Source organism: Runella rosea (genome assembly GCF_003325355.1).
Lineage (GTDB): Bacteria > Bacteroidota > Bacteroidia > Cytophagales > Spirosomataceae > Runella > Runella rosea.
In genome coordinates this window covers 4,726,045-4,741,039 of sequence record NZ_CP030850.1, presented here as the reverse complement: position 1 = coordinate 4,741,039, position 14,995 = coordinate 4,726,045, and the positions used below count along the sequence as shown (strand labels likewise).

Here is a 14,995-nt window from a genome sequence, read left to right as displayed (position 1 = left end):
TTTAAGGCTCTATTCTTTTCTTTTTGATGCTATTGGTATTCGGTGGTACAATGCCTTCAGAAACTTTCTGTGTTGGTGAACTAGGTTGGTCACTGCTGCCTCCACCGCCGGGATTGCAGCCCACTGGTACGGCCAAGAAATAATGACCACTACTTGGCGTAGCCAAGAAAGCGGTTCCAGCTCCTGTGGGTTTCAACTCAATGTAGCCCGCCCGGTACTCTACCGTAGCCGACGGCGTAATGATATTGGTATTGGTCCCTTTGATCCACTGCGACGCCTGATAGACCGTACTTGTCGGGATGGTAGTGTTGAGGGTGATGGTCGGAGGGCAGTTGTTCACAATTACAATAAACGTATCAGCCAAAAATCCATTCCCGCCGTTGTAGCCATCATTGACGATGTAGGTGGTGTTGGTCACGGGCGATACCGTAATCCCCTTCGTGGTGTTGGGCAGACTTCCGCCACCAAGGATTTTCCACGAATAGTTTCCCTCCCACGAGGCCGTCAAGTTTAGGGGTAAAGTAGGGTTGTTGTAAGTGGTTTTTTTGTTCACATCTTTCATGATGGTAAACTGATCTTTGATGGTGTACGGAGGGGTAGAACTTAGGCTGTTGTCGTCAACGAGTTTTAAGTATCTAACATCCAGACGATTTTGGTTGATGACAAGCTCTACGCTTCCTCCAGTGGAAAGGAGGGCATCGGTACTATCGCTGTAAAACATGACGGGGTGAGGTTTATTCACACTCGTCTCTTTACCATCGCCAGCTCCTGGGGTAGCCCCCCTGCCAGCGTTGCCCGTAACTACGTGAACCGCACCGTTGTAGGGGCTGTTTTTGATGTATGGTTTTGAAGATGGGCCGTAAGTTCCTGACCAATTTTGCAGTAATTGGCTAGGATTTGACCTGAATTGCGCTTGTGTTGGCGTGCCCGTCACTCCTTGCATCAGGAAAGAGCGATCATAAGCGTGCGTATGGGAGGTCACAATTAAATCTACTTTATACTGTTCTAAAACAGGTACCAGCAGTTCGCGCATTATCTTTAATTCCCCTTCGGGTTTATCCCACGCAGTGGAAGGCGCGTCAGAATCATGGGTTCCTTTGGTATAAGGCGGCGTATGAAATAATACGATTTTCCATTTTTTGGTTGTGGCGGCTAAATCTGCCTTCAACCATTTGACCTGTTGTAGTTGATTGAAAATATTTAAGCGATTAGCGGGATCATCAAACTTCAACAAGAACATCGACATAGGGTAGCTAGTGAGACAAAGCCACCCACCGCCCGTACAGCCAGGGATAGCCCCTCGGGTAAGAAAAGCGTCGGGATGATAAGGGTTCAGCATGATAATATGTACATCTCCTAAATCAAAAGAGTAATAGCCTTTACTTGCAGATGGTACTCCGCCTGCTTCTGCCAACGTAGGGTAGGAGAAGGCATTGTAGCCAGCAATCGTTGAATCAGCGTAGGGTCTATATCCATAGTCGTGGTTTCCCAATGAAATCCAAGAAACGGTATTCCTGAATTGATTTGGGTAAACAGGAAATAGATTATAATCAAGTGCAGTATCAGTCCCGTCGAAGCCTTCTAACTTTGAATTGTCTCCCCCAAAAAGAATGCCATGCAAACGCTTATTTCCGAGATAGTTCATGTAGGCATTTCGAACGTTTACTTGCCGGCGCGTTCCGTCGGTAACACTCGGTAAGCCCAGTGGGTTATTGCTACATACATCCCCCAGAATCCACAACCTCAACGAATCGGTCGTATTGTTGTTGGGCATACTGTAATAATAATAATCAGTGCCACTTGCTAGCGTAGTTTCGGCCATTCCGCAGGTATAGCCCACTGAGTAATAATACTTTGTATTGGGCGATAACCCCGTCAACGGCACAATATGCTCAACGGTGGTTGCGGGTAAAGTTGCTTGAAGATTAAGATTGTTGGGGTCGGTCCCGTACTTTACCTTACTGTTGGTGGCTACGTTGGTTTTCCAGCGAACAATTACCGAAGTAGGCGTGCCTATTTGCAAATAAGGTTGCCGTACAAGCGTTGCCGAAGGACATCCTCCTACCCCTTCGATAGATAAGTCGAAATACCGGTCAATGCTGGACCCTGATTGGTGTACTTCTACCGCAATGACGTTAGTACCGTTTAGTAAATCGGCTGGAATATAGACAGTGGTATCTTTATAAATGGAATCATTAGGCGGGGCAACTATCGCTGAGGTAAGTGAATCTATGGTCGTGGCAGGCATATTTAATCTGAAAATCTCTCGCCCATTCAAATAAGCCACCAACCCATCATCGCACCACGTCTTGATACGATACCCGGTATACGTACTTTTATCTGTAATGTTGAAACACTTCCGGAAATAATGAGTTTTGGAGCTATTATTACCCGTTCGGCTTGCGCTGTAAGGCCATACCCACGTATTGATGATGTGTGTAGGCGTGCCGTCATCATAACCCAGCGTAGCCTGTCCGCTCGCCCAAGCCGCATCGCTGTAGGCATTTGTTTTCCATGTGCCATTGCCAAAAGTGGTGGGTTCTTGATTAGCGGTTCTATATTTCCAGCCCGTTGATTTGAACGCGACGGGCCATTCGGGGCAGGTAGTTGGTGCAGTGATTCCTTCGATAGATAAGTCGAAATATCTATCTATGCTGTTGCCTGCCTGATGCACTTCTACCGCAATGATGTTGGTGCCGTTTAGTAAATCGGTTGGAATATAGACAGTAGTATCTTTATAAATGGAATCATTAGGCGGGGCAACTACCGCTGAGGTAAGTGAATCTATGGTCGTGGCGGGCATATTTAATCTGAAAATTTCTCGCCCGTTCAAATAAGCCACCAACCCATCATCGCACCACGTTTTGATACGATAAGCAGTGTAATCATTGAAATTTCCGACATTGAACGTCTTGCGGAAATAATGAGTTTTGGAGCTGTTGGTGCCCGTTCGGCTTGCGCTGTAAGGCCATACCCACGTGTTGAGGGGGTGAGTAGGCGTACCGCCACCACCATCTTCATAACCCAGCGTAGCCTGTCCGCTCGCCCAAGCCGCATCGCTGTAGGCATTTGTTTTCCATGTCCCGCTGCCAAAAGTGGCGGGTTCTTGATTGGAGGTTCGGTATTTCCAGCCCGTTGATTTAAAGGGAACAAAAGTGGTTTGGGCTAAGGTGTCTATACTGATGATGGTAATTAGGAAAAGGAAGAAAAATTTCCCCAACGAAATACTAAAGGTTTTCATAGTATGCAGAGTAAGAGATTGAATAAATAGGGCATTAAGAATCAATAAGTAGGCTGTTACCACTGGCAACAGCAGCATCTACGACCTCGTGTTGTCGGCAGCACTGCTTGTACCAATGGATGATTTCACCCAAAAGTATTTGTCTAACAAGAGCCTGTTTAATAGTAGGTGTGGAGGCGTAATATTTGACCTAAAAAGAGGAAGTGATTCTAGGCCCAGAAAGATTTCTTCAATTAACTCGAAAGCGATGTTTTTGAGATAGAATTGATCGCGTATTGAAAAAGAGGTTCCCTTTTTTGGAAAAAAACTCAATATTTAAAATAGTACAATACAAAGTAAAAATATGACAAAATAAAATAAAAAACAAGCCTTTACTGACGATAAATGGATTTTTAGTATACCAGATTGCTATGGCAAATATTATTCCGCAGGCCGCCGTCTAGGTTTACGTGGGCATTTCAAATACTTCTTCAGTTCAGGTTTTCTTCGCCTTGATACCTGCACTTCGGTACCGTCCATCATACTTACGAAATCAGACGTTTTCCTTTGTAACGCATAGTGAATATTAATCAGGCAGGATTTATGTATTCTTACAAACGGAAAAGAAAGCAACTCCTCATAATAAATCAAACTTTTGGAAGTAAGGAAATGACGACCATCGATCATGTGAAAAATGGTGTAATTTCCAGAGCCTTCCAACCTCACGATTTCATTCGTTTGTATTGATTTGTTTTTAGAGTAGCCTGGAACTAAAATAGTATTCATGGAAGTAGAGTTTTGGAATTTAGAGATGTTTGTACTGAATTTCAGGAAAGTTGATTAAAGGTAGTTTATCTAACTTTTGCTAATTCCGCATGAAAAGCAAGAGCAAAACGAACCGTTTTCTGAATAAGTAATCTGTCAGCGTCATAGTAAAAGTAACGATTGATGAAAAGTAAGCAGTGATAAAAAACTAAGACGAAGCTAGATGTTGAAACATAACAATTGAATGATAAAATACAACAAAACGAATGATTTTGCTCAGGATGAGGCAGAACGTATGAGCTTTGTCATCATTATCACGATGCGGGTGATTTTTGACATCTGGAAGGTTTCTATGCAACCACTTCAATAAAGCGTTCCCGCCTTTGGCTCATTGGCATTAGCCACTTACACAATGCTGCCGTTGCTACTTGTAGTTTTTTTATAGTTTTCGTCTATCAAATTATAGGCACTATCTTTTTTTGTATGAAGACGCGTATTACTCGACAAAGCATCTATGAGGGCTTTTTGTATATACTACTCGTAGTGTTAGTGTTGATTCTGATTTTTGTATAATGTCCGTTTTTTACCAGTTGATTAACAGCGCTTTTCCTGATTTTTGACCAAAATTTAACAGTGTACCAAAAATGTCACGATTTCTCATTCTCCTTGTTTTAGTCTTTCTATCTGTAAGCTTTTTTCAATGCGGTGGAGACCCAGAGCCCGATAATTCAGGAAATAATACTAACAATGGCTCTAATACGGGCGGTGGAACCCTCGGTAAAGGCCAGCCTGGGGTGGTGGGTCTCGCGGGAGTAGAGGCCTGGGACAAACTTGCTGCAAGTGAAAAAGACCGTATCAAGAACTGGAATGCCCTATTTCTGCACCAATCGGTGGGGCAAGATTTGGAAGAAGGCTGTAAAGCCAACGGCTTTCCGTTTGATTATTATGGACCCAACGACAAAACCGACGGCGGCTTGCGAGGGGGCATCTTTGTGGATGTAGGCGGCATTGCCAATGGAAATCCATCCGAAAAAATCAGGGTTTTTCGGGAAAATGCAACCCGCAATAAAGACCTGCTTCAAATTGCGATTTTTAAGTTTGGTTATGCCGATGTAATGGACGATAATTTTGAAAAAGTAAAAACTGAATACAAAGCCTTCGTAGATGCCCTGAGGGCTCAATCGCCCACGCTCCGCTTCGTTCATGTCACGCCGCCATTGGTTTATTCCACCACTTCGTTTGAGGGAAACGCCGCCAAAATGAAAGTGGGACAATGGATGAAAGATACCTTCAAAAATACCGATGTCATCTTTGATTTACAGGAATTGGAAAGCAACAACGGAGTGTGTCAACAGAATAACGTTTGGCGTATTTGTACCGAAAACCGTAACACCGCCTCCGACCCGTCGGATGTAAATGGCATTGATTCTTCCGACGGACAGGGGCATATCGGCAAAAAAGCAGGGCAGCGCATTAGCAAGGCTTTGTTGATGAGTATTTACAATGCTGGAAAATAATACGACCATGAGCAATTCGGTCTCTTTTATCTATGCTCCCAATATAATCGTTGCACCGGGAACCAAATACGTAGATGACTTTGAAGATTTCCAAAAGCGGGTACTGTCGTTGTTGGCAGATATTATGAAAGCTAATTGGACGGGGCTGGGAATCATCAATCTCATTGGTCAGACGAGCAATAAAAAAGTCATTATTACGCCTGATCCAATCAATGGAAATGCGTGTGCGGAAGATAGACGAAATCCAAGCTGGGGAAATGCCATTGAAATCCCTATTTCAGTAGAATATGTGAAGGGAACAGGTAAAAAAAGTCCAGGTTTTATGCCTGACGAAATAATATTACATGAACTTATTCATGCTTATTTTATGCATCATGGCGCCAAGCAAGATATGGCATTGTTTGTCCCACCCAATTTTTACTACCATACTTTTGGTGAGTTTGCGGCAATTTTATTGACCAATATATACATGTCGGCAAAAGGTAGGCAAGTTCTACGCAGAGACCATACCGAGGGACAACTCACAGGTATGTGCAGTCATGACGAGGGATTTCTGATACTTCATGCTGACCCAAACCAATTTGGCTATCCTTATTCTCAATTTCCTCACGAAAAGTTGATTTGGAATCTGACAGAGCAGGCACCTGAGCTAATTTTCAACTATGTCCGTCACGAAAATGGCGTTTTTAACCCAGTCCGTTATTATTTGAATACACTTCCAGAACGGAGACTGCGGGAATTGCGGCCGCGTTCGGGAGAGGTTTTCCACAGAACAGACGAACTAGAAGGAGAGGCGATGAAATTTTTAAGAGAAGCCGAACGGGTAGAAAAAGAAGGATGGACCAAATAAAAGTTTAATCAATAACAACCATGAAAAAAATAACCGCGTACGTTGTTTTAATCAGCGTTTTCATCCTCAACTCGGGAGCGGGTTGCAGTGACAAAAAAGAAGAGCCCGAGCCCGAATATGTTAAACTGCTCGTTGGTGGCCGCTGGGACGTGTACAAAACCTATTCCGTATCAGCAAGTGATAAAATCACGCTGACTATTAAGGATGGCTACCTAGGCTATAAATTTTATGCAGATGGCTCAATGGATGGCTGCTTCCAACAAACCTGCGAAAAGCAAGGCCGATGGTCTTACAAAGTAAAAAATGCAGCCGCTGGAACAGGCGAATTAACGCTGTACAATGACAATAAAGACATCGCCGAAGTTTATGGAGACCAACTGACAGGGCACTTGGAAATACTGAGCGATAATGAGATTGTATGGATAGTTAATGGCAGTCCATTTGTGGGAAATACCGATTATAGTTTGGTGAGGTGGTATATGAAAAGAACCCAATAAGGCCATGAAAAAACTACTTTCTTGCTCCGTACTGTTGAGCATCTTAGTCCTCAACTCGGGCGCTGGTTGCGGCTCGAAAACCGAAGACCCTCAGCCTGATAATTTCCAGTCATTAATTGGCAAGTGGGAGGCAATACGCTTTGTTTACGAAATAGTGAAACAAGACGGGTCTGAAATCGATACTGGAACAGAACTTAAATCAAAAGGAACTGTCATCATTTGGGAATTTTTCAGCGATGGAAGATTGGTCGCTACGCAGGATGGGAAAAGCCGTGAAGTGCGTTGGGAGCTGAAAGTCAAGCGATTGAATGGGGTAAATATTGATGTCGGGGAGTTGAAAATTATAGGTACCCAAGAAAAACAATTGGCCGAAACATTAGGCCAAAGTGGTGATTTAACCTATGCTATTGAGACTTCATCCGAGGTAAAAATAATGTCGCTAAGGGTAGATGCAACCAAAATAGGCCCGTATAAAAAGAATACGCTTATTTATACCTATCATAAATTGTAAAGAACCAATGACAAAGAGTATAAAGCTATTGCTTTTTTTGGGTGTTTTGGCAGCATTAAGTTGGGGCATGTATGAATGTAAATACTATTACAGCTACTACTCCGACCTCAAAGAACGACCATGGGCTTATAGTCGCGATGCAGATGCGCCGCTGTTGGTTGGTAAATGGCAGGGCCGCTTTACTGATCCCGATGGGGTGGCTAAAAAGCTTGCATTGGAAATTTTTGTTCCAACCACCGATGAAGAACGATGGGAGAAAGCGGGCCGAAAAAGCCGCCGTCGACGAGGTTCTTCGGCCCGCCGAAATTTTGACGGCATTGCATTGGTTGAGAGCAAGTTAGGGAAGGAAACTTATGAGTTGTGGGGAGGCGTGAATAAGGATGATTACCATTTGTTTACCCTTGATTTTATTACGGATGAGACGAAAATGTTGCCAATTAATAACTTTTACATCAACGATTCTAGCCCTAACAGTTGGCGCGATGATTCAATGACCTTGACGCTAAATTTCAGTTATCGTCGTCCTGATAAATCTTCGTTTTGGAGTAGTTCAGACCCGCGTTTTGATAAAAAAGTTACTGTTACCCTTAATCGTCAAAAACAATAGGATTTTAGCTGGTATTTACATGAAAAAGCTATTTTTTTTTGCCCTTATTTCCCTTTTTTCGGTGATAGAAGGATGCAAAAAGGCGGAAGTTAAAACCGACGAATGCGACGCCGACCCCACCGCCTGTGGCTGTCCGCAGGAACCACCGAGTTGTAGTGACCCTGGCAACAATGGCGGGCAGACCATCACTGGAAAGGTGTATGTCTCTCCCAACGGCAGCGATTCCAACGACGGCAGTGAAGGGAAGCCTTTCAAAACTATCCAGAAAGCCGCCGATGTTGCCGACCCAGTTAAAGGTTTGGAAATCATTCTGCGCGGTGGCACCCACCTAAGCGAAGAAGTAAAGTTCAGAACTTCCAATATCCATCTGCATTCCTATCCCGGCGAATGGGCAGTTATCAAAGCGATAATGACGGTGGAAGATATTTCCAGCTGCCTCTGGTTTAGAGAACCAGAGAGTGAAAACATAACCATTGAAAACGTAGAAATTATGGGGGGCTATTACTACGGGATCAAGTTTGAAAGCAATTGGGACGACGACCGCAGTGTCCCTTTTGACAAACGACGCGGGGTTAAAAACATCAAAATTTTGAATTGCAAAATCCACGATACAGGCCGCGATTGCATCAAAATTACGCCTGGATGCCAGAACATTCAGGTGTTTAACTGCGAAATTTACCGCTCTGGCGTGGGGCCCGCCAACATATCGGCGCAGAATGCCGAAGGAATTGACAACGTAAACGGCTCCAATATGACGGTTCGTAATTGCTATTTTCACGACATCGCCACCAACGCACTGTACGCAAAAGGAGGGGCAAAAGATTGTGTTTTTGAGCAAAATCTCATCATGAATTGCGGCGAAGGTGGATTGGTAGCTGGTTACTTGGATACTGATGCGGAGTGGTTCAATACAACCTCTAACCCTACGTATTTTGAAAGCATCAACATCATTATTCGCAACAATATTGTGGTCAATACCAAATGGGAAGGTATTGGATTGTACGCCGCCCTTAATGCGCAAGTTTATAACAATACGCTCATTAATGTAGCGCAGGAAGCGAGCGCAGCGTTGATAATTGCCCGGGGTGAGATTTATGGCACACCCAAAGGAGATCAATACCCCAATTGCAAAGACCTTAAAATTTCTAATAATATTTTTGTGCAAACTGCCGCCGCCAAAGGCTACATCGCCCGTTTGCGAGGCATTCCTCAAGGGATCAATGAATTGAGTAATAACGTTTATTTCAAACCTGGAACGCTCACTTTCAGAATTGATAAATCTGATGATGATTATACTGAATTTGAAGGTTTTGCCAACTGGAAAAGCCAATCCAAATTTGACGCCACTACTATAATTACAGACCCAAAACTCGACGGTCAATACCACCTCACCGCGGGTAGCCCTTGTATTGGTACTGGAAAAGCATTGGGGATTTTGGTAGAAAAAGACTACGACGGCGGCGCGAGAGGCGCAAAACTGGACATCGGAGCCGACCAAGCTGGCAACGGAACAGCGCTTTCTATTCCGCCAGCAGTGACGACAATCGGAACCAAAGGCACTGGTGGGAGCAACTGATTTTTAGTTTATTTTAGAACAAAATAGGCCCCGAATGGGGCCTATTTTGTTCTAAAATAAAAGCGATGTTTAGGCGCTATTTATTTAATAATTCATCAAAGGTAAGTGAAACATAGTACATTGAACCGACAACTGGATTTCCCCAACCTGTACGGTATTGAGTTCCTAATAGATTAGTGCCTCCAATCTTAAAAATTGATTTAATAGATGAAACTTTCTTGCTCACTTGGGCATCTAAAGTACCGAATGCTGGTATGGTAAGTTGAGTACTGTTCTGGGGCTGTCGGGCCAAAGCAGGTTGAAGGAGGTCCAACCAATCAAATGCTGCCTGATGACGCCATACTACATTGAAGCCCCAACCTGAGTTGCCTAAATTACGATTCCCAAAAGTTACGTTGTGCCGATATTTAGGTGTATTGTATCCCACTTGAAAACCGTCATCCAGCACGTTGCGATTTTTCTCACTGCTAAACATTTTTACCCCCCCAGCATCAAGGGTATTATTAGATAGGTTAAAGCCTAAAGTATAGTTTTTGGGTAATAAATAATCAAACCCTAAACCGAAACCTTGCGTCTTAATATCTCCAGTATAATTTGTCGACATTGATATTACTTGTGGAATAGCCGCATTTCTCAGTAGTACGCCACCAATGTAATTTTTCATCGTAGTGTTATAATAATAAACGTCTACCAACAATTTTTTGGCAATCATTCCTTTGTATCCCACTTCAAAACTCAAAGCACGTTCAGGTTTGAATTCTGGAAAACTCCATGCCTGACCAGTAGCAATGTTGACAGAGCCACCTCCCTCCCGAAGTTTGTAATTGTCCCAGAGCGCAGGCAACCCACCAATCAATAAAGATACGGGCGTATTAAGATTGATGTATTGGTTTTGGTTGGTCGGAATTCGGAAACCTGTTTGGTAAGAAGCTCGGATGTTATGGTTCTTATTGGCAGTATAAACGGCCGAGATACGCGGACTCCATTGACCAGCAAAGTTTTCATTTTTATCATAACGAACAGAGCCCGTGAGTTTAAATACATCATTAAAATTTTTACTCACTTGAGTATACCCTCCAAATTCGTTAATGCTGAACTCACTCCCATCCGATTTCTTCAAAAATAGTGTACCATTAGAATTCAACGCATATTTTCGATAATTTCCCCCTACAATAATTTCAACTACCTTAGGATCAATTAGTTCATTGAAATTATACATGGCTTCAGCGTGGTATAACCGGGTACGATCTACAAATAATGCTCCGCTTGGAATGGCATTTGCTTTTACCTGAGCCGCAATCTGGTCGAAGCGCGGATCTCCTGGCAAAACACGGCCTTGGTCTGCCACGCCGCGAGCTGCGGTATGCAAGGCGCCAGCGTTTGAATTAACTGTACCTAAGGCAGTAGCATAGGCAGCTTGTGGGGTTTGTCCAGCCCTCAATGCTGCTTGAAAAGCAGGTACAAAAGTCTGGAATGCACCACCAGCATACGTAAGGGCATATTGTGGATACCACCCTTGCGCCAAGCCTGCTAAACCCGCTGACGCCGGTGGTACACTTGGTTTCCACGCTTCATTGATATAAGTGCCGAGCAAACCAGCGGCGTAGGTATCTCCTGAATTTTCGGCGGTCATGTAGCCACGAACAAAGAAGTTAGATCCTCTCAATTCGGCTTTATATAATCCCATGGTAAAATTCTTGAGCTGGTACCGGTCTGAAGAAGTGTATACTGTTGACCCTGCTCCCCAGTTGGCCTGAACGATGGCTTCTACTTTGTCGTTGATACGATAGTGTAATGCGCCGTTTAATTTCAAGCTTTTTGTGTTGTAGTTTACTAAATCAAACTCATTGTAACCTGTACGTGATACAGCTACATTGGGAAGTAAAATATCGTTTATCAGCTGAGTACTTGGAATACCCGTAGCAGTAGAAAACTGATTAATACCGCCAACCAGTTGAGCCAATGGAGCGCTGATAGCGTTTAATTGAGCAAGTGGTACCCCAAGTAACTGGCCGAATGTGCCCCGTAAACTCGCTAAGCCAGCACCGCTTGAATTCTCATCTCCATAGACGTTTACTCCATCATACCCAGGATTACTGCGAGTTCCGTTATCAGGGGTAGTTCCTCGAAAACTTTGGTCGCGATAATCATTCACTTGCCAATCTTGAGCAGTGATGTAACCAACATTGAGTTTAAAGGCAAATTTATTATTGAATGCTTTGGCATACCGAAAAGCTACATCATAAAAAGGCGTAGTTTTGGTGGAGCGATTATCGGCGCTCATCAAGCCCAATTTTGTGTAAGCACTTACTCCTTGATAAAGAAATGGATTTTTGCTATTCATTAATAACAATCCATTGATGGCATTGGGGCCATACAAAGCAGAAGCAGATCCAGGAAGAAGTTCAACACTTTCTAAATCAAGTTCGGAAATTCCAACTATGTTGCCTACGGCAAAGTTGAGCCCTGGAGCCTGATTGTCTATTCCGTCAATCATTTGTACCACCCGTGTATTGCCATTTCCTGAAAATCCACGCGTATTAACAGAACTGAACATCAACGATTGAGTGCTCACTTCTACCCCTTTTAGGTTACGAATAGCATCATAAAAGTTAGCGGCAGGAGTTTCACGGACGTTACGAATGTCCATTTTCTCAATACTCACGGGCGATTTCAAAACGCTTTCCTCAACCCGAGAAGCCGATACAACTACTTCCTGACCAATCAATGCCTGCTCTTTGAGCACAATTTTGAGATCCATGCGATCGCCGTTAATTTGTACTTCTTGGGTTTCAAACCCAACAGACGTGACGACCAAAATAAAAGGTGCGGGGGTATTTGTAGTCAGTGAAAAGTTACCTTTTGCGTCCGAAATGGTTCCAACCACTTTTCCTTTCACTTGAATGCTCACGCCCACCAATCCATCACGCGTTGTTGCATCCGTCACATTTCCGGCGACTTTTGTTTGAGCCAACACTATGCCTGCGCTCATTAACCATGCCATTGAATAGAGTATGGCATTTCTTAAAATTTTATCCATAGGTTTAAAGTTGTTTTTGGGTGTAACTCATTCGTAATTTTGTGTAATATTCGTTCTTTTGAAAATAGGTTACAATTTTTTCTTCCTATATTCATAAAAAAAAGTGTTATGCATGCATAATTGTTAGAAAAGTACAATAATGAATAAACTAAAATATCGCCCTTCGGTACTTTTTTCAGTCCTTTTAGTGATTGGAACAGGCTGCTCAAAATCAGTGACCTTACAAAGTCAATACATTTTGGAGAATGCTCCCGCCGCTCCTGATTATGCCAAACCACTCTACTGGGCGGCACTGCCCACGATAAAAGATGCCGCCGATAGTGTGCCTCTGAAGTCGGGTCTGAAAGATGGGCAGGCGGTAGCAAAAGCTGATGTTTTTTTCATTCACCCTACAATTTATACGCAACAGCCAGCCGTCGGCGCTTTTGAGTGGAATGCCGATGTAAATGATGTAGCATTGAATCAAAAGGTGGACAATTCCACTATTCTCAATCAGGCTTCGGTCTTCAATGGCTCCTGCAAAGTGTACGCTCCCCGCTATCGTCAGGCGCATTACTACAGTTTTGTGACGCAAAACCAACTGGAAAAACAAAAAGCAATGGACTTGGCCTACGCTGATGTGAAAGCGGCGTTTGAGTATTATTTACAAAATTTTCATCAGGGTCGTCCCATCGTCATTGCTTCTCACAGCCAAGGAACGGCCCACGCCAAACGTTTGCTGAAGGATTTTTTTGATGACAAACCGCTCCGACAAAAACTGGTGTTTGCCTATTTGGTAGGAGATATAACTGACGTGCCTGTTCAGCCTGATGACTTTAAAACCATTAAACCAGCAAAGACTCCCGAAGAAGTAGGCGGCTTTGCTTCTTGGCACACGTATTTGCGCGGCTTCTTTCCTGACAAATACGTTCCTAATCGCTTTTCCACCGCAGCCTGCACCAATCCGCTGACGTGGCGTTTAACCGAAGAGTATGCTTCCCAAACGCTGAACAAGGGGGGTGTAGGCCTAAAATTTACGTTTGTGCCGCAGTTGGCTGATGCGCAGGTTCACCAAGGGCTCTTGTGGATTAATAAACCCTACGTAAAAGGGAGGTCTTTGATAAAAAACAAAGTGTGGCATTCGGCCGACATAAACCTTTTTTGGCAAAGTATCCGGGAAAATGTAGCTTTACGAGTTGAAAACTATATCCAACAAGAGCAAAAATAAACCAGAAAATGTAACGTAAAAGGGGATTTATCGTCTGAATACAGTACTTTTCCTGTCAATTATTAACGCTTCACATCACTCATCGCTTATGAATCACAATTTTGTAATTATCATGGCAGGTGGCGCTGGAACACGGTTCTGGCCTTTCAGCCGAAACAACAACCCCAAGCAGTTTCATGATGTATTGGGAACCGGAAAAACACTGCTTCAACAAACTGTAAGTCGTTTTGAAGGAGTATGTCCTCCCGAAAACATCTACATCGTGACCAGTGCCGAGTACTATGATTTGATTAAAAAACAAGTTCCATTCCTGACAGACGACCAAATCTTGCTGGAGCCAAATCGCCGCAATACTGCCCCGTGTATTGCGTATGCATGTTATAAGATTGCCAAAAAAGACCCTCAAGCAAGGGTGGTTGTGGCTCCTTCTGACCACATTATTCTGAAAGAAGAAATATTTCGTGAAAAAATTCTGTTTGCGCTCGACGCTGCTGGAAAAGAAGAAATTCTGATTACGCTCGGCATTCAACCCACTCGTCCCGATACGGGCTATGGCTACATTCAGTTTATACCTTCCGAAAGTGAGACCAAAAAAGTAAAAACGTTTACCGAAAAACCTCAGTTGGAAATTGCGGTTAAATTTCTAGAAAGTGGTGATTTTGTATGGAATGCAGGGATATTCGTGTGGAATGTCCAGGCCATCCTCAAAGCATTTGCAGCTTATTTGCCCGAAGTAGCGGAAGTTTTTGTGGCGGGTGAATTGGATTACTATACCGATCAAGAAAAGACGTTTATTGATAAAGCTTACATGCTTTGTAGAAACGTTTCTATCGACGTGGGCATCATGGAAAAAGCCGAAAATGTCTATGTCGTTTTAAGCGATTTTGGCTGGTCAGATTTGGGAACGTGGAAATCTCTCTACGATATTTCGCCAAAAGATGCGCAGCAAAATGCAACTGAAGGAAACATAAAGCTCTATAATACAGGAAATTGCATTATTAAAACGCCCAAAGATAAGCTGGTGGTGGTACAGGGACTTGACGGGTACATTATTGCCGAAAACGACGGTGTCCTGATGATTTGTAAAATAGATGAAGAGCAGCGGGTCAGAGATTTTGTGGCGGATGCCAAGCAACTAGGTAGTCAATATATTTAAACATTCGGGGGAGGCGAAAGCTTCCCCCGCTTTGTTTTAAAGGGTGGTG

12 protein-coding genes are annotated in these 14,995 nt (G+C 43.5%); 9 read left to right on the top strand and 3 right to left on the bottom strand.

Annotation, left to right across the window (positions count from 1 at the left end):
- Nucleotide 1 precedes the first annotated feature (1 nt).
- Nucleotides 2-3,241, bottom strand: a complete 3,240-nt coding sequence (locus DR864_RS19665) for a purple acid phosphatase family protein (protein WP_162793978.1) — start codon at nucleotides 3,239-3,241, stop codon at nucleotides 2-4.
- A 420-nt stretch (nucleotides 3,242-3,661) separates the two neighbouring features.
- The gene (locus DR864_RS19660) at nucleotides 3,662-4,006 is read right to left on the bottom strand and encodes a LytR/AlgR family response regulator transcription factor (protein WP_114068567.1); all 345 of its coding nucleotides are present in this window, start codon (nucleotides 4,004-4,006) and stop codon (nucleotides 3,662-3,664) included.
- 223 nt (nucleotides 4,007-4,229) lie between these two features.
- On the opposite strand from DR864_RS19660, the gene DR864_RS30395 reads away from it, so the two are divergent.
- The 7 genes from DR864_RS30395 to DR864_RS19630 all read left to right on the top strand — a co-directional run bounded on the left by DR864_RS30395 (nucleotide 4,230) and on the right by DR864_RS19630 (nucleotide 9,543).
- Nucleotides 4,230-4,355 (top strand): hypothetical protein, encoded by a 126-nt coding sequence (locus DR864_RS30395; protein WP_262510910.1) that lies wholly within the window; start codon nucleotides 4,230-4,232, stop codon nucleotides 4,353-4,355.
- A gap of 274 nt (nucleotides 4,356-4,629) precedes the next feature.
- Entirely contained in the window at nucleotides 4,630-5,502 is an 873-nt protein-coding gene (locus DR864_RS19655) for a hypothetical protein (protein ID WP_114068566.1), read from the top strand.
- Nucleotides 5,503-5,509: 7 nt separating this feature from the next.
- Nucleotides 5,510-6,352, top strand: coding sequence for a type III secretion system effector protein (locus tag DR864_RS19650; protein ID WP_162793976.1), 843 nt, complete (start codon nucleotides 5,510-5,512; stop codon nucleotides 6,350-6,352).
- A gap of 20 nt (nucleotides 6,353-6,372) precedes the next feature.
- The gene (locus DR864_RS19645) at nucleotides 6,373-6,849 is read left to right on the top strand and encodes a hypothetical protein (RefSeq protein WP_114068564.1); all 477 of its coding nucleotides are present in this window, start codon (nucleotides 6,373-6,375) and stop codon (nucleotides 6,847-6,849) included.
- Between the two features lie 4 nt (nucleotides 6,850-6,853).
- Nucleotides 6,854-7,360, top strand: a complete 507-nt coding sequence (locus DR864_RS19640) for a hypothetical protein (RefSeq protein ID WP_114068563.1) — start codon at nucleotides 6,854-6,856, stop codon at nucleotides 7,358-7,360.
- A 7-nt stretch (nucleotides 7,361-7,367) separates the two neighbouring features.
- Entirely contained in the window at nucleotides 7,368-7,967 is a 600-nt protein-coding gene (locus DR864_RS19635; RefSeq protein ID WP_114068562.1) for a hypothetical protein, read from the top strand.
- A 19-nt stretch (nucleotides 7,968-7,986) separates the two neighbouring features.
- Nucleotides 7,987-9,543 (top strand): right-handed parallel beta-helix repeat-containing protein, encoded by a 1,557-nt coding sequence (locus tag DR864_RS19630; RefSeq protein ID WP_114068561.1) that lies wholly within the window; start codon nucleotides 7,987-7,989, stop codon nucleotides 9,541-9,543.
- 76 nt (nucleotides 9,544-9,619) lie between these two features.
- On the opposite strand, the gene DR864_RS19625 is transcribed toward DR864_RS19630, so the two are convergent.
- Nucleotides 9,620-12,583 carry a TonB-dependent receptor gene (locus tag DR864_RS19625; protein ID WP_205319138.1) on the bottom strand — a complete coding sequence of 988 codons (2,964 nt, stop codon included), beginning with the start codon at nucleotides 12,581-12,583 and terminating at the stop codon, nucleotides 9,620-9,622.
- A 139-nt stretch (nucleotides 12,584-12,722) separates the two neighbouring features.
- On the opposite strand from DR864_RS19625, the gene DR864_RS19620 reads away from it, so the two are divergent.
- Together DR864_RS19620 and DR864_RS19615 are read left to right on the top strand one after the other, a co-directional pair.
- Nucleotides 12,723-13,790, top strand: a complete 1,068-nt coding sequence (locus DR864_RS19620) for a DUF3089 domain-containing protein (protein ID WP_114068560.1) — start codon at nucleotides 12,723-12,725, stop codon at nucleotides 13,788-13,790.
- A gap of 88 nt (nucleotides 13,791-13,878) precedes the next feature.
- On the top strand, nucleotides 13,879-14,946 hold the full coding sequence (locus tag DR864_RS19615; RefSeq protein WP_114068559.1) for a mannose-1-phosphate guanylyltransferase: 1,068 nt from the start codon (nucleotides 13,879-13,881) through the stop codon (nucleotides 14,944-14,946).
- Nucleotides 14,947-14,995 lie beyond the last annotated feature (49 nt).